This is a genomic window from Flavobacterium sp. FPG59, assembly GCF_002150205.1.
In the GTDB taxonomy this organism is placed as follows: Bacteria; Bacteroidota; Bacteroidia; order Flavobacteriales; family Flavobacteriaceae; genus Flavobacterium.
The window spans coordinates 21,688-40,296 of sequence record NZ_MTCA01000009.1; the positions used below are offsets into that span (position 1 = coordinate 21,688).

14 protein-coding genes are annotated in these 18,609 nt (G+C 34.3%); 9 read left to right on the plus strand and 5 right to left on the minus strand.

What is annotated here, in order from left to right:
* Window positions 1-55: 55 nt before the first annotated feature.
* The 7 genes from FPG59_RS02015 (at window position 56) to FPG59_RS02045 (ending at window position 9,044) form a co-directional block, all read left to right on the plus strand.
* Complete coding sequence (locus tag FPG59_RS02015) at window positions 56-1,963, plus strand: DUF3857 domain-containing protein (protein WP_086452947.1); 1,908 nt, start codon at window positions 56-58, stop codon at window positions 1,961-1,963.
* Window positions 1,964-1,966: 3 nt separating this feature from the next.
* Window positions 1,967-3,982 (plus strand): DUF3857 domain-containing protein, encoded by a 2,016-nt coding sequence (locus FPG59_RS02020; RefSeq protein WP_369596802.1) that lies wholly within the window; start codon window positions 1,967-1,969, stop codon window positions 3,980-3,982.
* A gap of 75 nt (window positions 3,983-4,057) precedes the next feature.
* Window positions 4,058-4,384 carry a nucleotide pyrophosphohydrolase gene (locus FPG59_RS02025; protein ID WP_086452949.1) on the plus strand — a complete coding sequence of 109 codons (327 nt, stop codon included), beginning with the start codon at window positions 4,058-4,060 and terminating at the stop codon, window positions 4,382-4,384.
* Between the two features lie 100 nt (window positions 4,385-4,484).
* Entirely contained in the window at window positions 4,485-5,726 is a 1,242-nt protein-coding gene (locus tag FPG59_RS02030) for a 3-phosphoshikimate 1-carboxyvinyltransferase (protein ID WP_086452950.1), read from the plus strand.
* Between the two features lie 141 nt (window positions 5,727-5,867).
* Entirely contained in the window at window positions 5,868-6,917 is a 1,050-nt protein-coding gene (gene queA / locus FPG59_RS02035) for a tRNA preQ1(34) S-adenosylmethionine ribosyltransferase-isomerase QueA (protein WP_086452951.1), read from the plus strand.
* Window positions 6,918-7,231: 314 nt separating this feature from the next.
* On the plus strand, window positions 7,232-8,530 hold the full coding sequence (gene kynU / locus FPG59_RS02040; RefSeq protein ID WP_086452952.1) for a kynureninase: 1,299 nt from the start codon (window positions 7,232-7,234) through the stop codon (window positions 8,528-8,530).
* Between the two features lie 85 nt (window positions 8,531-8,615).
* Window positions 8,616-9,044 carry a YMGG-like glycine zipper-containing protein gene (locus FPG59_RS02045; RefSeq protein WP_086452953.1) on the plus strand — a complete coding sequence of 143 codons (429 nt, stop codon included), beginning with the start codon at window positions 8,616-8,618 and terminating at the stop codon, window positions 9,042-9,044.
* A gap of 55 nt (window positions 9,045-9,099) precedes the next feature.
* Here FPG59_RS02045 and FPG59_RS02050 read toward each other — a convergent pair whose 3' ends face one another.
* Window positions 9,100-10,632 (minus strand): cryptochrome/photolyase family protein, encoded by a 1,533-nt coding sequence (locus FPG59_RS02050; RefSeq protein ID WP_086452954.1) that lies wholly within the window; start codon window positions 10,630-10,632, stop codon window positions 9,100-9,102.
* A gap of 2 nt (window positions 10,633-10,634) precedes the next feature.
* Complete coding sequence (locus FPG59_RS02055; protein WP_086452955.1) at window positions 10,635-11,276, minus strand: flavin reductase family protein; 642 nt, start codon at window positions 11,274-11,276, stop codon at window positions 10,635-10,637.
* Window positions 11,277-11,442: 166 nt separating this feature from the next.
* Here FPG59_RS02055 and FPG59_RS02060 point away from each other — a divergent pair, with 166 nt between their 5' ends.
* Window positions 11,443-13,830 carry a penicillin acylase family protein gene (locus FPG59_RS02060; protein ID WP_086452956.1) on the plus strand — a complete coding sequence of 796 codons (2,388 nt, stop codon included), beginning with the start codon at window positions 11,443-11,445 and terminating at the stop codon, window positions 13,828-13,830.
* A 63-nt stretch (window positions 13,831-13,893) separates the two neighbouring features.
* On the plus strand, window positions 13,894-15,234 hold the full coding sequence (locus FPG59_RS02065) for an NAD(P)/FAD-dependent oxidoreductase (protein ID WP_086452957.1): 1,341 nt from the start codon (window positions 13,894-13,896) through the stop codon (window positions 15,232-15,234).
* Window positions 15,235-15,275: 41 nt separating this feature from the next.
* On the opposite strand, the gene FPG59_RS02070 is transcribed toward FPG59_RS02065, so the two are convergent.
* The 3 genes from FPG59_RS02070 to FPG59_RS02080 are packed head-to-tail and all read right to left on the minus strand — an operon-like array spanning window position 15,276 to window position 18,477.
* Window positions 15,276-16,532 (minus strand): NAD(P)/FAD-dependent oxidoreductase, encoded by a 1,257-nt coding sequence (locus tag FPG59_RS02070; protein WP_086452958.1) that lies wholly within the window; start codon window positions 16,530-16,532, stop codon window positions 15,276-15,278.
* Between the two features lie 44 nt (window positions 16,533-16,576).
* Window positions 16,577-16,939, minus strand: a complete 363-nt coding sequence (locus FPG59_RS02075) for a cupin domain-containing protein (RefSeq protein WP_086452959.1) — start codon at window positions 16,937-16,939, stop codon at window positions 16,577-16,579.
* Window positions 16,940-16,956: 17 nt separating this feature from the next.
* The gene (locus FPG59_RS02080) at window positions 16,957-18,477 is read right to left on the minus strand and encodes a helicase HerA-like domain-containing protein (RefSeq protein ID WP_086452960.1); all 1,521 of its coding nucleotides are present in this window, start codon (window positions 18,475-18,477) and stop codon (window positions 16,957-16,959) included.
* Window positions 18,478-18,609 lie beyond the last annotated feature (132 nt).

Below are 18,609 nucleotides of genomic sequence, written 5' to 3' on the forward strand. Positions count from 1 at the left end.
AAAGTCTCTAGTTTATCACATTTTGGTTCACTTCCCCCAATATTTATTCATTACAATGAAAATATCAACATTTGTTTGTCTTTTATTTATTGCATTAACATTTCAAGTTTCAGCTCAAAAAGGAGAGTATGTGTCCCTAATTATTTCAGATAGCTTAAAAGAAAATGCTAATGCCGTGATTCGCTTAAATCAAATAGACATTACTATTTCTTCACAAAAAAGCATGACTGTGAAAGAAAAAAGAGTTGTTACAGTATTGAATCAAAATGGACTCAATGCAATAAATGCAATTGAAAGTTATGATAAAAGAAAAACAGTGAAAGCAATTGAGGCAGTTGTTTATGATGCTTTTGGAAATGAAATAAAAAAAATAAAACGTAAAGATTTTAAAGATCAAAGCGCATCAGGAGGAGGTACTCTTTTTTCTGATGGGAGGTATCTAACCATTGACTATACACCTACCCAATACCCATTTACAATAGTCTATGAAAGTGAAACAGAGACATCAAATACTGCTTTTATCCCGTCATGGTTTGTACTAACTGATTTTTATGTAAGCGTTGAAAAAAGCATTCTTAACGTAACGTTTCCGGCTTCTCTTGGATTTAAAAAGAAAGAATTTAATTTCGAAAATTTCAAGATCATTAAAGAAAAAGATACAGAAACACAGCTAAGCTATTCTGTTGAAAATATTATAGCTCAGAAATATGAAGACTACACACCTGTTTCAAGAATATTTCCAAAAGTGATGATGGGGCTGGAACATTTTAATTTAGAAGGCGTTGATGGTAGTGCTAAAAACTGGAGTGAGTATGGAAAGTGGTTTTCAGAAAATATTTTAAAAGGAACAGATATTCTTAATGAGGATGCTAAGTTCAAAATAAAAACATTAGTAGGTGCTGAATCAGATCCTATTAAAAAGGCTAAAATAGTATATAAATTTGTTCAAGAAAAATCTAGATATGTAAGTGTGCAAGTAGGTATAGGTGGTTTTAAACCCATGCTTGCTAATGATGTAGATCGTTTAGGTTATGGAGATTGCAAGGGACTTTCTAATTATACAAGGGCTTTGTTAGAAGCTGTTGGAGTGCCGTCCTATTATACTGAACTTTATGGAGATAGCAATATTCGAGACATTGAAGCAGATTTTTTCTCTATTCAAGGAAATCATGTAATTCTATGTATTGCTAACGGTTCTGACAATATATTTCTTGAATGTACTAGTCAAACAAATCCTTTTGGTTTTCAAGCTAATTTTACTGATGACAGGGACGTTGTAGTTATGAAACCAGATGGTGGACATATCATTCATACAAAAAAATATCAAGACAAGGACAACAGTCAAATTTCTAAAGGAAGTTATAGTATTGATGCTAATGGCGGTTTGTCTGGCGGTTTGCAAATTAATTCTACAGGTTCGCAATACCATCAAAAGTCTAGCTTAGAAACTATGCCAACAGTAGAAAAAGATACTTATTATAAAAAGTATTGGAGTGCATTAAATACACTTAAAATTGAAAAAATGAGTTTTATTAATGATAAAGAAAGTGTGCGTTTTGAGGAGCATGTAAAACTAAACGCAGCAAATTATGGTAGTAAAGTTGCTGAAAAAATAATCTTTGTTGTTAATGCTTTCAACATAACTTCAGGTAATGTAAAAAGAATTCGAAACCGAAAAAATCCTTTTGAAATACAACGCGGCTACTTTGATACTGATGAAATTGAAGTTAAATTACCTACTGAATATAAAATTGAAAGCATGCCTGTTGACTTTGAACTCAATACAAAGTTTGGCGAGTATAAAACACAATTAATTAAAAAAGACGATAAAACGGTTGTGTTTAAGCGTAATTTATGGATAAAGAAAGGTTTGTATACTAATAAAGAATATGATGAATACCGATTATTTATGGAGCAAATTTCAAGAAATGACAACGCCAAAATAATTTTAACTCCCAATTAAACCATGATGAATTTTAAAAAAATTTCAATTTTATTTTTAATACTTGTAGTTAGTATTGTTAGTGCTCAAGAATTTAAATTAGGTAAAGTTTCTATAGCGGAACTTCAAGAAAGACATCACCCAAGAGATACAACTGCTGCGGCTGCCATACTTTTTGAAAAAGGCGTAGTAGATTTTGAATACAGTCAAAGCGATGGTTTTAAAATGGTTACTGAGGTAACAACCCGAATTAAAATTTATAAAAAAGAGGGTTATGACTGGGCTACTAAAGCTGTTGGTTATTATGTAGGTTCAAGTTCAAAAGACATACTTTCATTTTCGGATGTTGTTACGTATAACTTAGTTGATGGTAAAGTTGAAAAAATAAAACTTAAAAGCGATGGGCTTTTTGATGAAAAAGTGAATAAATATTGGAATCAAAAAAAGATTACTTTGCCCAATGTTAAAGTGGGTTCAATAATCGAATATAAATACACTTTACGTTCCTTCAGGCTTAGTGAACTTACTGAGTGGAGTTTTCAATCTAGTATCCCTGTAAATCATTCAGAGTTTAGAACTCTTATCCCTGAGTATTTTGTGTACAATCCAAATTTAAAAGGGTCTATGACACCAAAAATAACGAAAGAAAATACCAGTAAATCTTTAAGTTATTCCTATAGACCAACAACAGAACCACGTGAGAGTTCAATAGTTTCAACTACTCAAGAAAAACTCGATTTTATAGAGAATAGCACTACATACTTAGCAGTAAATTTACCGGCTATGAAACAAGAAGCTTACGTTAATAATATTTCAAATTATACTACAAGTGTTTCACATGAATTATCTGTGGTTAATTTTCCAAACCAACCAATGAAAACATTATCTACAGATTGGGCTTCTGTGGCAAAAACAATTTATGATTATGATGATTTTGGGCTGGAGCTTAATAAAACTGGGTACTTTGAAGAGGATTTAAAAGGTATTTTAGATGGATTAGCAACACCCGAAGAAAAAATAGAGGCTATTTTTAGTCATGTAAAAAAATCAGTAAAATGGAATGGGTATTACGGATATTCTTGTAATGATGGGGTAAAAAAAGCATACAAGGACAAAACAGGAAATGTAGCCGAAATCAATTTAATGCTTATCGCTATGTTACGTCATACTAATTTAAATGCCAATCCAGTTTTAGTTAGTACACGATCTAATGGAATATCTTTTTTCCCTAATAGAACAGCTTTTAATTATGTAATTGCCGCTGTTGAACTTGCGGATAGAGTCTTATTATTAGACGCCACAGAATCCTATTCTTCACCAAATGTTTTGCCTTTACGAGTTTTAAATTGGGAAGGAAGGCTTATTCGTAAAGATGCAACTTCTACAGCGATAGATTTGATGCCTAAGAAGTCCTCAATCGATGCAGTTAATTTAAAATATACTTTTACACCTGATGGCACTGTTACAGGTAAGTTAAGCCGTAAAAGAACAGATTATAATGCCATGATTTTTAGAAATAACACAGAGACTATAAAAGAAGACGTATATCTAGAGAAATATGAAAACGATAATAAAAAAATTGAAGTTGATGATTATGAAAGAGTCATTGATAAAAATCTAAATGAACCGGTAATTGAAAATATTACCTTTAAAGGCGGAAATTTAAGTGAAGTTATTAATGGGTCAATTTACATCAACCCAATGCTGTTTTTTTCAATAGAACAAAACCCTTTTAAACAAGAAACTAGAGATTACCCTGTTGATTATGGTTATACCACAGTAGATAAGTACAATGTAATAATAGATATTCCTGAGGGATATGTTGTTGATACCATGCCGGCATCTATTGTATTAAACATGGATGATAATCTAGGTCAGTTTAAATTTTTGATTAATAAAACTGAAAATGCGGTGCAATTAGCAATAACTTTTCAAATAAATGCTCCTATTATAGGTACTGATTACTATGAAGCACTAAAGAGTTTTTATCAACGAATGATAGAAAAACAAAATGAAAAAATTGTATTTAAAAAAGCTTAACGAACTTTGTTATAGTAATGAATTGCTCCAAACTTTTATTGAGTTTATTTACCTTTGGAACAAAATAAGCTAATCATGAACATAAAAAACGCACAACTCGAAGTAGACACATGGATCAAAGAACATGGTGTTCGTTACTTTAACGAATTAACTAATATGGCACAACTTACCGAAGAAGTAGGTGAAGTAGCTCGCATTATTGCCCGTCGTTATGGAGAACAGTCTGAAAAAGAAAGTGATAAGAACAAAGACCTAGGCGAAGAATTAGCAGATGTGGTGTTTGTAGTGTTGTGTTTAGCCAATCAAACGGGGATTGATTTACAAGCCGCTTTCGATAAAAAGATGGATTTAAAATCCGTTAGAGATAAAGATCGTCACAAAAACAACGAGAAACTAAAATAAATTGTCAATTGTAAATTATGAATTGTGAATGAGTAGTAGTAAATTGCGCATTTGGGTTATTTAATTCATAACTCATAATTTACAACTTATAATTACAAAAATGAATTTAAAAGTAACTACAAATTCACCTTTCACGATTGACGATGTACAATTAAACATAACAGGTTCCAAAAGCGAAACCAATCGCCTCCTATTGTTACAGGCTTTGTTTCCTAATATTACGCTCAACAACACCTCTAATTCTGATGATAGCGAGGTGATGCAAAAAGCCTTGAAAGGCCATGCAGAAATAGTTGATATTCATCATGCTGGAACGGCCATGCGTTTCTTGACGGCTTTTTATGCAGTGCATGAAGGTCATGAGGTAATACTGACTGGTTCTCAACGCATGACGGAACGCCCAATACAAGTTTTGGTCGAAGCACTACAACAGTTAGGAGCCGTAATAACATACGAGAAAGAAGTAGGTTATCCACCCATCAAAATCAGTGGTCAAAAAATAACCGCCTCAAAAGTGTCTATCCCGGCTAATGTAAGTAGTCAGTATATTTCTGCTTTGTTATTGGTGGCGCCAAAACTAGAGAACGGAATCGAAATTACATTGGTAGGTGAAATCACCTCCGTTCCCTACATCAAAATGACATTAGCGTTATTGAATGATTTAGAGGTTAATACAAAGTTCGAAGGCAATGTAATTACCGTTTATCCTAAGAAAGAAGTAGCTGCAAAGTCTATGACAGTCGAATCTGATTGGAGTTCGGCATCCTATTTCTTCAGTCTAGTAGCACTTTCCAGTAAGGCTTCAATAACCTTAAAAAGTTACAAACAAGATAGCCTTCAAGGCGATTCCGCTTTGGTCGAAATTTATAAAGAACTTGGAGTTGTTACTCATTTTAACGGGGACCAGATGACCTTGAGCAAGCAATCTGATTTTAAGCTACCGGAACAAATCTATTTCGAATTAAACAATACACCAGATATTGCGCAAACCATTGTGGTTACCTGTCTTGGTTTAGGAATTGGCTGTCACCTTACGGGACTTCATACCTTAAAAATTAAAGAAACGGATAGGCTAGAAGCGCTGCGAATTGAATTAACAAAATTAGGAGCAACTATTTCAGTGACACACGATAGTTTAACCCTTATAGCAACAAAGCAATGTATCCCAAATGTAGCTATAGCCACTTATAATGATCACCGCATGGCAATGGCATTTGCACCGCTAGCCATAAAGGTTCCCATAATTATTGAAAATGCGGAAGTAGTTTCAAAATCATATCCTGATTTTTGGGATGATTTAAGAACCATTGGGTTGCAGTGTCAAGATGAAATAGCCCTCTAAGTGCCCGCTAAACAACGACTTTTAAAAATAAACCCTAAAACACTTGACAACGCCTCTCTCACAATCGTATATTTGCACACGATTTATAAACAGCATCTCACAAAGAGAAACGCTATAAATCATAACATATAACTTTTTCAAATGAAATTATCACATTTTCAATTCGATTTACCAAAAGAACTTCTTGCAGAATATCCTGCCGAAAACAGAGACGAAGCACGTTTAATGGTTATTGACCGTAAAAAACAAACCATAGAACACAAAATGTTCAAAGATGTTATTGATTATTTTGACGAAGGCGATGTCTTAATTTTAAATAATACTAAAGTTTTTCCAGCTCGTTTATACGGAAATAAAGAAAAAACTGGAGCAAGAATTGAAGTGTTTTTATTGAGAGAATTAAACTCTGAGCAAAGACTTTGGGATGTTCTTGTTGATCCAGCGCGTAAAATTAGAATTGGAAACAAACTATATTTTGGTGACGATGACTCTCTAGTTGCTGAGGTTATTGACAATACTACTTCTCGTGGTAGAACCCTACGTTTTTTATATGACGGTTCATACGAGGAATTTCGTAATAAATTAACAGAACTTGGTGAAACTCCAATCCCAAAATACATTTCTAGAGATGTAACTCCAGAGGACGCAGAGCGTTACCAAACTATCTATGCAAAAGAAGAAGGTTCTGTTGCGGCACCTACAGCGGGTTTGCATTTCTCTAAACATTTATTGAAAAAACTAGAAATAAAAGGAATCAATTTTGCCGAGGTTACGCTTCACGTAGGATTAGGAACTTTCAATCCTGTTGAGGTTGAAGATTTATCGAAACACAAAATGGATTCTGAGGAGTTAAAAATTACTCAAGGAGCTTGTGATATCGTAAACGCAGCTAAAGCTAAAAGGAAACGTATTTGTTGTGTAGGGACAACTTCTATGCGCGCTGTAGAAAGTTCTGTTTCATCACAAAACACACTTAATCCGTTTGACGGATGGACAAATAAATTTGTTTTTCCACCGCACGATTTTGCTATCCCAACGTGTATGATTACTAATTTTCATACGCCAAAATCAACTTTATTAATGATGATTTCTGCGTTTTGTGGTCACGATTTAATGAAAAGAGCATATGCCGAAGCAATCGAGGAGAAATATAAATTTTACTCTTACGGTGATGCCATGTTGATTTTATAATACAACAAAATCATATCTTAAGTATTAAATCTCGTCAATCGTGGCGAGATTTTTTTTTGGTGTGACCCTCCCAGAAAAAGGTCGGGTCGGGTTTTACGCTATATCTTTATTTTCTTAAAGAAAGAAAATAAAGGATGCCGCTACAACCCCTCACACAAACTCGTCCGCTAAACTAGATCCTCTTCTATCAGGATTTTTAATGATAAAGCCCGGATCTATATCTCGTTTTTGGGATTTCAAGAAGTTCCTAATTCGTTTAAACACTTGCTACTATCGCTGCATTTTTTGTACATTTACAAATCTAAACTGAACGTATGAAATTTCAAAATACCCTTGAATTTGCAAGGCAACTAGATATTCAAGATCCTTTAAATAAATACCAAGAGGAATTTATATTTCCTCAAGTAAACGGAAAAAAAGTAATTTATTTTACTGGAAATTCACTTGGATTGCAACCAAAACGTACCAAAGCTTTTGTAGATGAGGTCATGAATGATTGGGCAAACCTAGCTGTAGAAGGGCATTTTTATAGTGATAAACCGTGGTGGGATTACCACGAACGTTTTGCTAATCCGTTGAGCAAAATCGTTGGCGCACTTCCTTCAGAGGTAACCGTAATGAATACCTTAACCGTGAACCTACATTTGTTGATGGTTTCTTTTTACCAACCTACAAAAACCAGATTCAAAATTATTTGTGAGGAGAAAGCATTTCCTTCGGATCAATATATGTTTCAAAGCCAAGTTGATTTTCATTCAAGATCGGTAGGCTTTGATCCCAATGAAGCATTAGTAGAAATTAAAAGACGCGAAGGCGAACATAACATCCGTCTTGAAGATGTGTTAGCAAAAATAGAAGAAGTAGGCGATGAGTTGGCTTTGGTTCTCATTGGTGGAGTCAATTATTACACCGGCCAAGTTTTTGACATGAAAACGATAACTGCTGCAGGGCACAAAGCAGGTGCTTATGTAGGATGGGATTTGGCACATGCTGCAGGAAATGTAAAGCTAGAATTGCACAATTGGAATGTAGACTTTGCTTCATGGTGCAGTTATAAATACATGAATTCAGGACCAGGGAATGCATCAGGTTGTTTTATTCATGAAAAACATCATAACAATAGTAAGCTTCCTAGATTTGCAGGATGGTGGGGACATAACAAAGAACGTCGTTTTAAGATGGAACAAACTTTTGATCCCGTTCATGGTGCCGATGGTTGGCAAATAAGTAATTTACCCATATTGTCATTAGCTCCTTATTTGGCATCGGTGACTATGTTTGATGAAGTAGGAATGGATGCTCTAATTCAAAAAAGAGACAGTATCACATCGTATTTAGAGTTTATTTTGCATGAAATCGATAAAGAAGTTGAGAGTACTTTTGAAATCATAACTCCTCAAAATCCTTTAGAAAGAGCTTCTCAACTTTCTGTCTTACTGCATGGTGAAGGACGCAGTTTGTTTGATTATTTAATGAAAAATGGAGTAATTACAGATTGGCGCGAACCTAATGTGATTCGTTTAGCACCAGTGCCTTTGTATACCTCTTACGTAGACATGTACGAGTTTGGCCAAATTTTAAAAAAAGGAATTCTAGAAAAGACGAACTCATAATTATGTAACTATTAATTTGAATTTCATAATAAATTTAAGTTTGGTACATCTCATCTTTGTACTATAAATTTAATATATCAAAATTATGAAAATAGTATACTTTATGCTACTTGCTATGGCGGTAGTTTCTTGTCAAAATCAAGGTAAAATGGATGTTGCAAAAGCTAAAGCAGCAACAGTCGATTCTATGAAAGTAGAAATAGAAAAGCAAAGAGTAATTGACTCTATGCAGCAAGTAATGGTGAAAATGGAAGAGGCTAAAGTCGAAACCCAAAAAGAAGTTGTTGTAGTTAATCAGCAAGCTCCTCAAGGGACTACAACTACAACTACCACAACTAAAAAGAAAGGTTGGAGTAGTACTGCAAAAGGAGCAGTTATTGGTGCAGGAGTTGGAGCAGCAACCGGAGCAATTATCAGTAAGAAAAAAGTTCAAGGAGCTATTATTGGCGGTGTTGCAGGTGCCGGAGTGGGTGCAGGAACAGGTGCCATTATTGACGGTAGTAAGAAAAACTAAATGTATTTTTAGATTTAAAAAAAAGGATTCTTTTCAATTGAAAAGAATCCTTTTTTTAATAAGCATCCATATTATTTATGATCTCATTTGCTTTGAGCTTAATTTTGTATAAATCTTCGGGATCAATTTTTTTAAGAAGGTTGAGCATCATTCCCATACGCTGATTTCCTTTAAAGTATTCTTTCTTTTCGTCCAGAAAATTCCAGTACAGCGTATTAAATGGGCAGCCTTTATCTCCAAATTTTTCCTTCACATTATAATGGCATTTTGCACAATTGTTACTCATTTTATTGATATAACTTCCTGAGGAAACGTAAGGTTTTGTTGCGATAATTCCTCCATCTGCGTATTGTGACATACCTCTTGTATTAGGCATTTCTACCCATTCTATAGCATCAATATACACACCTAAATACCAATTGTCGACTTCATCAGGATGAATTTGCGTTAATAAAGTAAAGTTTCCTATTACCATCAAACGCTGAATATGATGTGCATAGGCATCCTTCAAACTTTGATTAATTGCATGACTCATGCAATTCATTTTAGTTTGACCGGTCCAGAAAAAATCCGGAAGTTTATTGGTGTTGTTTAAAGCATTCATTTTAGAATAGTTCGGCATTTCTTTCCAGTAAATTCCTCTTATGTATTCACGCCAACCTAAAATTTGCCGAACAAAACCTTCAACCTGTGAAACGGAAATGCTGGATTCATGTTCATGATAATATGCAACTACAGTTTCGATAACTTCTTTTGGCGAAAGCATTTTGCTGTTCATGGCAAATGATAAACGCGAATGAAACAGATATTTTTCATCTGTATGCATGGCGTCTTCGTAGTCACCAAAGTGGTGTAACAAATGATCACAAAAATAACCAAGTTGTTTTAGCGCTTGCCCTCGGCTGGTAGGCCAGTCAAAGTTTTTCGGGTTAATTGTACCAAATGTATTGACTCCAGCTTTTTCAATTTGAGAGAGCAGCGCTTCAATATCGGTCCCAAATTTTTTTGCTGCAGGAACTGGAACTTCTCCTTTGTATTTTTTTCGATTATCAGCATCAAAATTCCATTGATTACCAACTGGTGTTGAGCCATCCATCAAAACATGATGCTTTTTACGCATGTGTCGGTAAAAATTTTCCATTAGTAATAGTTTCTTACCTTCAAAAAAATCGGTCAACTCCTCTCGTTTGGTGTAAAAATGTTCCGTATCGAATGCTTGGGTCTCAATGGTAAGATTTGAGCAAATCAATTTTAATTGCTGATCCAGACGGTATTCGTCGGGTAATTGATATTCAAATTTGGCAATACCATATTTTTCAATACAATTGGCAATCAATTGATCTAAATTTTGAGGATTGTCTAAGGCTGTAATTTCAAAATAAATCACTTGATGCCCTTTGTCTTTAAGGTCTGTGTAAAAATGCCTCATGGATTGAAAAAATGCCACAACCTTCTGTATGTGGTGCTTCACATAATCTGTTTCTTGACGCATTTCGGCAAGTAAATAAATGGTAGTATCATCTTTTTCTTGAAACCAAGAGTGCGTCGCATTCAATTGATCACCAAGGATTAACCGTAGTTTATTCATTTTTATTTTTTGAAAAAGGAAGTAGTTGGAATTTCTTTACGTGCGTACTGGAAACGATCTAGTAATTTGGGTAAACAATACCCGTCTAAACCATTTATAGCCACAACATTTCCGCGGTCTATTTGCAACCAGCCATCTTTATGTTCTAATTCTTCTTGATAGAAGATATGTTCAATTGATGCAATAACATGTATGGTGTCATTTTCTACAATATGATATTCATTAACATATTTACACAATAATTGTACTGGACTTCCTTTGACAAAAGGAGTAGGGATACCTTCTTTGAATTCCTCTTCTAGTGTTGTTTTGTCAAACTCAGAAACTCCTAATTCATAATTGGCCGAGGTGTGATGTGCAGCCTCAATCATATCTGCTGTGATGTGATTTACTGTAAAGTAGCCAGTATCTTTAATGTTTTTGTACGTATCTCTTGGAACCGTAGTGGGGCGCATAATAAATCCAATCATCGCTGGATTACTCCCCAAGTGGGTTACGCTACTAAAAATAGCAACATTTGATTTTCCGTCAATAGATTTTGTCCCCAATAAATTTGCTGATTTATATCCCGTACACGAATTGATTAAGTTTAATCTTTCTATTTTTTCCATTTGAGAGATGATATCTCTTGAAATATGTTTCATAAGTCGTATTATTTCAAACAAAGATACTTTTTGTTTAATTAATAACGAAATAAATTAAACAAAATATAAAGAAGGTTGATTGTTTTAGTGCATACTACGCGCTTTGTAATTATTTGTTTCATATCACTTCCAAATCCTATATATTTGTTTTTCAATTTATCCCATGATGAAAACACTAAAAAAATCTCTTTTTATTTTACTGGTACTAGTAGCCGTTTTAGCAGGTTCTATTTTTATGTATGCACTATACTCAAAGCCTACATATGAGGGAGAGTTAGCTTTAAAAAACATTCAAAAAGAAACAACAGTTCATTTTGATGAATTTGGTGTTCCTCATATCTATGCTGAAAATTCAAAAGATGCCATGGTCGCGCTAGGTTATGTACATGCACAAGATCGATTATGGCAAATGGAATTAATGCGCCGTATAGCTCCAGGCAGGTTGTCAGAAATCTTCGGATCAGTAGCCTTAAAAAATGATAAATTTTTTGCCGGCTTAGGGATTGAAGAAGCTTCAGCCAAAGCAATAGCAGCATTAGACAAAAACAGTCCAAGTTACCAACTGACAATTTCTTATCTTGATGGGATCAATCAGTATTTAGACGAGGGTAAAACACCAATAGAGTTTAGTATGATAGGTGTTAAGAAAGAGAAGTTTACTATAAAAGATGTCTATAATATTTTTGGATACATGTCTTTTAGTTTTGCAATGGCTCAAAAATCAGATCCTTTGTTAACAGATATTCGCAATAAATATGGTGCCGAATATCTTAAGGATTTAGGGATAAATGGTGAATTCAATACTACCAAAATAAAAAACGCATCCGAAAATCCTCAAGAGTATGCCGCTATATCTAAATCTATTGCGCAACTTTTAGACAATTCACCTGTGTCTCCTTTTATAGGAAGTAACAGTTGGGTGATTGCACCTAAGAAAACTAAAAACGGAAAAGTTATTTTTGCTAATGATCCTCATATTGGGTTTTCGCAACCGGGCACGTGGTATGAAGCTCATATTGTAGTGCCAGATTTTGAATTGTATGGTTGTTATCTAGCAGGAACACCCTATCCTTTATTAGGACACAATAGAGATTATGCTTATGGATTAACCATGTTTGAAAATGATGATATCGATTTGTATCAAGAACAATCTAATCCTAAGAATGATAAAGAGTATAAAACTCCTAGTGGTTATGGGACATATGAAATTAGAAAAAAAACAATAAAAATTAAAGACTCGACAGATTGTGTTTTGAGCGTAAAAATATCACGACATGGACCTATAATGAATAACTTGATGGATGGCTTAGAGCCTAATAAGCCTGTTGCTTTGTCTTGGATTTATATCCAACAACCCATCAATATTCTAGACGCGGTTTATTCTCTTTCACATGCAAAAAGCAAAGCTGATTTTAGAAAAGGGGTAGCATTAATTGCAGCCCCAGGATTAAATGTAATGTACGGCGATGCTAAAGGAAATGTGGCATGGTGGGCTACGGGTAAGTTGTACAAGCATAATAAAGGAGTAAATCCAAACTTTATCTTAGATGGAGCTTCGGGTAAGGATGATATTGTTTCGTTTTTGGATTTTTCCAAAAATCCTTCGGCAGTAAACCCAAGATGGAATTACGTTTATTCAGCAAATAATCAGCCGGAACCTATAGATGGATTTAATTATCCTGGATATTATTTACCAGAAGATCGCGCCAAAAGAATTTCTCAATTATTAGATTCTAAATCCTCTTGGGATAAAGAAGCTGTTGGAAATATGATTTTTGATAATGTTTCGTCGGTTGCGCCAAATGTAGTCAAGGAGTTGATTGCAAATTGTAGTTCTAAAGCACTTTCTAATACTCAAAAACAAGCAATTTCAATTTTAAAAGATTGGAAAGGCTCTAATAATCTCGATGATGTAGCTCCTACAATCTACAACAAATGGGTATACCAATATATGAAAAATACTTTTGAAGACGAGTTAGGAAAGGAAAAGTTTGAAATGTTTCTGGGCACCCATGTTATGAAACAGACTATTGCGAATCAAATACAAAATAAAAATTCTGTTTGGTGGGATAACATCAATACTAAAAACAATAAAGAAACTAGAGAGAATATAGTATTACAGTCATTTAAGGAGGCTATATCTGCGCTTGAAAAACAATTGGGCCCAGACGTATTGGCTTGGACTTGGAACAGAGTACATACTTTAGAACATCAACATCCTTTGAGTAAAGTTGCTGTTTTGAAAAATATTTTCAATGTAGGTCCTTTTGAGGTATCAGGTTCTAGTGAAGTTATAAATAATTTGTTCTTTAGTTTTAGTGGTAGCGGTGAATATCAAGTAAAAGCTGGGCCTTCTACACGAAGAGTTATTGATTTTTCGGATATTGAAAACAGTTGGAGCGTTTTACCCACAGGACAGTCGGGTAATCCTATGAGCGCACATTATGATGATCAGGCAGAATTATATAATTCTGGAAAATTTAGAAGGATGTTATTAAATAAAGAAGAAATAGAACGTACATCAACAAAATTAACTTTCAAGCCCAGTAAATAATGTCACTTTTTAAAGAGCTTCCGCTAATTAATGACTAGTTTTGCTTAACATATCATGAAAATAATGCAAACACCTCAAAAAATTGCCGTAGTGGGTTCAGGTTTAGTAGGAACACTATTGGCGATATATCTAAAAAAATTAGGTCATACGGTTCACGTGTACGATAGAAGTCCTGACATTCGAAATATTCAATTTTCAGGTCGATCTATCAACTTGGTAATGTCTAATAGAGGTTGGAAAACATTAGAAGATATAGGGCTTGATGATGAAATTCGTGCTATTGGTATTCCCGTAGACAAACGCGGTATACATTTGCAAGACGGAACTTATGTGACTCAAAATTACGGAAAAGAAGGGGAGGCCATTTTTTCACTTTCAAGAGGAATCTTAAATCGTAAAATGATTGATCTTGCTGAAAAAGAAGGTGTTGAATTCTTTTTTAACCAAAAAATATGGGACGTTACCTTGAGTGACGCTACTTTACACATAGGTGAAACGGAGCGTGGGGAGTGGACAGAAGTTAAATTTGATAAAGTTTTTGGAGCTGATGGTGCTTTTTCACGCATTAGACACAAAATGCAACGTCAATCGATGTTCAATTATTCTCAAGAGTTCATGAAAATAGGATACAAGGAATTACATATTCCTGCAAATCCTGATGGTTCACATAAAATAGATGCCAACTCATTACACATTTGGCCAAGAGGAGATTTTATGTTAATGGGTTTATCGAATCTTGATGGTAGTTTTACATGTACTCTTTTTATGCCTTTTGAGGGAGATAATTCATTTGAAAAGCTAAAAACGGAGAAAGACTTGGTTGATTTTTTTGCTAAATTCTTCCCTGATACAAAAGCTGTAATCCCAAATCTGGTGGAAGATTTTTTTAAAAACCCAACCAGTTATTTAGTTAAAATGAAATGCTATCCTTGGACCTATGATGACAAAGTTGCTTTAATAGGTGATGCTGCTCATGCAATTGTACCTTTTTATGGTCAAGGGATGAATGCAGGTTTTGAAGACATTACGATTTTACAAGACTGTATTGATAAACATGGGGACAACTGGCGAGCAATTTTCTTAGAATATGAGCAACTTCGCAAACCAAATGCGGATGCAATTGCAGAATTAGCAGAAAGAAACTTCATGGAAATGAGCTCAAAAACTGCCGATGAGAATTTTTTATTACAAAAGAAAATTGAAAAATGGTTCTCAGACAAACATCCTGAAAAATGGACGCCGCTTTATAGTTTGGTTACTTTTAGTCTTACGCCTTATGCCGAAGCGCTGGCTCTTGGTGAATACCAAAATAAAATTATGGAAGAAGTGTTAAAGATGGATAATATCACAGCAATTTGGGATTCCAAAAAAGTAGAAGATAAAATACTGGAACTTTTACAATAAAACAAAGGACTCTTTTTTAGAGTCCTTTGTTGTTTTTTTAGTTATTTTTTTGTGGCGGGTTTTAGTAACACACGCAACGTACTGTCATTATTAAAGTAACTAAACATCCAGTTTACAAAAATAGAGAGTTTATTCTTTACACTCAATATTAGCATGAGGTGAATAAACATCCAAGTGAACCAGGCCAATCGTCCTTGAAAACTAAATTTTGGTAAATCTACAACTGCTTTTCTTTTACCTACGGTAGCCATGGAGCCTTTGTCGTGGTATTCATATTCAATTCTTGACGTATTCTTTAAGTCTAATTTAAAATTTTTAGCGAGAATTTTAGCTTGTTCTATCGCTACACTTGCTACTTGTGGGTGGCCGTTGGGATATTTAGGTGTAGTCATAAACGCAATATCCCCTAGGGCATAAACAGAATTTAATCCAGTGATACCATTAAAACGGTCCACTAGAAAACGATTACCTCTTGTTAATGCACTTGTTGGTATTCCTTCTAGAGTATTTCCAGTAATACCTGCAGCCCATATTACATTTTTTGAACGGATGATTTCTCCATTTTGTAAGCTTACCGTTTCCCCGTCATAATGACTTACAAGGGTATTGGTCATTACAATTACTCCTAAATCCTCAAGATATTTCTTAGACATTTTTTGGGAGTCAACACTCATTGGATTCAAAACATTGGGTGAACCCTCCAGTAAATAAATGGTAAGTTTTGAAAAATCTTTATCAGGATAATCCTTTGGGAGTATGTTTTTTTTCATCTCAGCAAGAGCTCCAGCTAGCTCAACGCCAGTCGGTCCACCACCTACTACAATAAAATTCATTAAAGATTGTAATTCTTCAGCAGGTGCAATCAAGGCGTCCTCAAAGGTTTGCAAAATTTGGTTTCTCAATTGTATCGCCTCAGGTACTGATTTCATTGGGAATGCATGTTTCTCAATTTCAGTATTGCCAAAATAATTTGTGGTACAACCAAAAGCAACCACTAAGTAATCATAATCAAAATCAGCAATGGAGGTTTGGAGAGTTTTATTTTGAGTATCCACACTAATAACATCAGCAATTCGGATACGAACATTTTTTGAATGCTGAAATACTTTTCTCAACGGAAAAGAAATACTTGCAGGCTCCAGTCTAGCGGTAGCCACTTGATACATCAAAGGTTGAAATTGATGGTAATTGTTTTTATCAATCAATAAAACGTCGTAAGCAGTGTTTTCTAAGTCTTGCGCCAATCTTAAACCAGCGAAACCAGCTCCAATGATTACAATTTTTTTCTGATGTTCCATGTTTGTTTTCTTTTATACGTATAAAGATACCATTTATCTTTTGCTTACGCTTCTCTGTTAACTTTTTCTATCGAAAATGCAGGTTTGCAAATAGCGATATATTCACAAGGCTCGTCAAAAGGATTGGAATATTGCACTCGTGTATTTTTTTCAATTTTTATTGATTGACCCGCTTCAAGAATAACAACTTCGTCTTCTATAATGAATTGTTTTTTACCATGTATAATATAGGTATACTCATCAAATTGTGGAGTTTGAAAAGGTTCACTCCACTTTGGGGGAGCAATCATGTGTGCAATTGAAATATCTTTGTTGTGTGTTGCAATTAATCCATGGTGTTCTTCAATCAATTTACCATCGCTTGTTGGGACTACAAAAGGATTTTTTTGGACTAAATATTTTTTCATATATAGATTTTATAGCATTACTTTTTAAATATCTTGGTCAAAACTCCAAAAACTCCTCTGATGAAAGTGGCACTTGTAAGCACTTTTAAAACAGATTTACCCACAACGCTGGCGGTACTTGGCCCTTCATTTTTCTCTTTTTCAACTGTTTCTTCCTCTGTGTTTTCAGCTACACTTTCATTAACCTCGGTAATCTTTTTTTGTAGCATTTCATAGGCGCTTTCTCTGTCTATGACACTATTGTACTTATTTACAAGTTTAGAGTTGTTGTTGATAGTTTCAATTTCACTATCGGTCAAAATATCCATTCGACTCATAGGTGCTCGCATCATGGTTGCAGCAAGAGGAGTAGGGATACCCTTTTCATTTAAGGCTGTAACAAGCGCTTCTCCAATACCCAAACTTGTAAGGACATCTTCAGTGGTATAATATTCAGAGGTAGGATAATTATCAGCAGTTTGTTTGATGGCCTTTCTGTCATTGGCTGTAAAAGCCCTTAATGCATGTTGTATTTTTAAACCTAATTGTGCAAGAACACCACTAGGGATGTCCATTGGGTTTTGAGTTATAAAATAAATCCCAATACCTTTTGATCGAACTAGTTTTACAATAGTTTCAATTTGTTCTAATAAGGTTTTGCTTGCTTCGTTAAATATCAAATGCGCTTCGTCTATGAAAATGACTAGTTCAGGTTGTTCAGCGTCTCCTTGTTCAGGCATCTGTTGGTAAATCTCTGCTAATAAACTCAACATAAAAGTAGAAAACAATTTCGGTTTGTCTTGAATATCTGTTAGGCGCAAGATATTCACGTATCCTTTGCCTTTTTCATCTATGCGCATCAAATCATTGATGTCAAATGACATTTCGCCAAAAAACAAATCGGCTCCTTGTTGTTCAAGTTCAATTATTTTTCGCAGGATAGTCCCCGTTGTAGCAGTTGATATCTTTCCATATAATTCTTCAATCTCTTCTTTACCTTCTTCTGTAATGTAGTTGATAACCTTTTTGATGTCTTTTAAATCGAGTAATGGCATTTTATTGTCATCACAATATTTAAAAATTACAGCTACAACTCCAGCTTGCGTATCATTTAAATTGAGAATCCTAGAAAAAAGTACTGGTCCAAATTCTGATACAGTGGCTCGCAATCGCACTCCGTTTTGCTCAGACAAGGTTAATAGTTCAACTGGAAAACTTTCTGTATTGTAAGGAATGTTTATTTTAGTATGTCGATCAGTTATAAAATCTTTTTCTTCTCCTTCTCTAGCAATTCCACTAAAATCGCCTTTTATATCCATCATTAATACGGGAATACCAAAAGAGGAAAGTTGTTCAGATAGAACTTGTATTGTTTTAGTTTTCCCAGTACCCGTAGCGCCAGCAATTAATCCGTGGCGGTTAAGTGTTTTTAACGGTATTTTTACATAAGTATTAGGTACTGCTTCTCCATCTAAAATAGCGCCACCTAGAGTGATGCTTTCGCCTTTTGATTGAAAACCTTGGGTTATGTACGATGTAAAATCATCTTTTTTGCTCATAATGTATCTGAATTTAATTCTAATGCAAGGTATTATTTTTTTATAAAACGAACAATTTTAGTGTTTACTGCAGTGTTAAAGGTATTTTGTTATAAAAAAGGTAAAATATATTTTTTTTATTGAATGTGATAT

Bases quoted from the DNA above. Each gene is read 5' to 3' on its own strand.
- FPG59_RS02045 (WP_086452953.1), top strand. From the start codon at position 8,616: ATGAAAATAGTATACTTTATGCTACTTGCTATGGCGGTAGTTTCTTGT.
- FPG59_RS02055 (WP_086452955.1), bottom strand. From the start codon at position 11,276: ATGAAACATATTTCAAGAGATATCATCTCTCAAATGGAAAAAATAGAA.
- FPG59_RS02075 (WP_086452959.1), bottom strand. From the start codon at position 16,939: ATGAAAAAATATTTAGTCCAAAAAAATCCTTTTGTAGTCCCAACAAGC.
- FPG59_RS02030 (WP_086452950.1), top strand. From the start codon at position 4,485: ATGAATTTAAAAGTAACTACAAATTCACCTTTCACGATTGACGATGTA.
- FPG59_RS02020 (WP_369596802.1), top strand. From the start codon at position 1,967: ATGATGAATTTTAAAAAAATTTCAATTTTATTTTTAATACTTGTAGTT.
- queA (WP_086452951.1), top strand. From the start codon at position 5,868: ATGAAATTATCACATTTTCAATTCGATTTACCAAAAGAACTTCTTGCA.
- FPG59_RS02060 (WP_086452956.1), top strand. From the start codon at position 11,443: ATGAAAACACTAAAAAAATCTCTTTTTATTTTACTGGTACTAGTAGCC.
- FPG59_RS02065 (WP_086452957.1), top strand. From the start codon at position 13,894: ATGCAAACACCTCAAAAAATTGCCGTAGTGGGTTCAGGTTTAGTAGGA.
- FPG59_RS02080 (WP_086452960.1), bottom strand. From the start codon at position 18,477: ATGAGCAAAAAAGATGATTTTACATCGTACATAACCCAAGGTTTTCAA.
- FPG59_RS02070 (WP_086452958.1), bottom strand. From the start codon at position 16,532: ATGGAACATCAGAAAAAAATTGTAATCATTGGAGCTGGTTTCGCTGGT.
- FPG59_RS02050 (WP_086452954.1), bottom strand. From the start codon at position 10,632: ATGAATAAACTACGGTTAATCCTTGGTGATCAATTGAATGCGACGCAC.
- FPG59_RS02015 (WP_086452947.1), top strand. From the start codon at position 56: ATGAAAATATCAACATTTGTTTGTCTTTTATTTATTGCATTAACATTT.
- kynU (WP_086452952.1), top strand. From the start codon at position 7,232: ATGAAATTTCAAAATACCCTTGAATTTGCAAGGCAACTAGATATTCAA.
- FPG59_RS02025 (WP_086452949.1), top strand. From the start codon at position 4,058: ATGAACATAAAAAACGCACAACTCGAAGTAGACACATGGATCAAAGAA.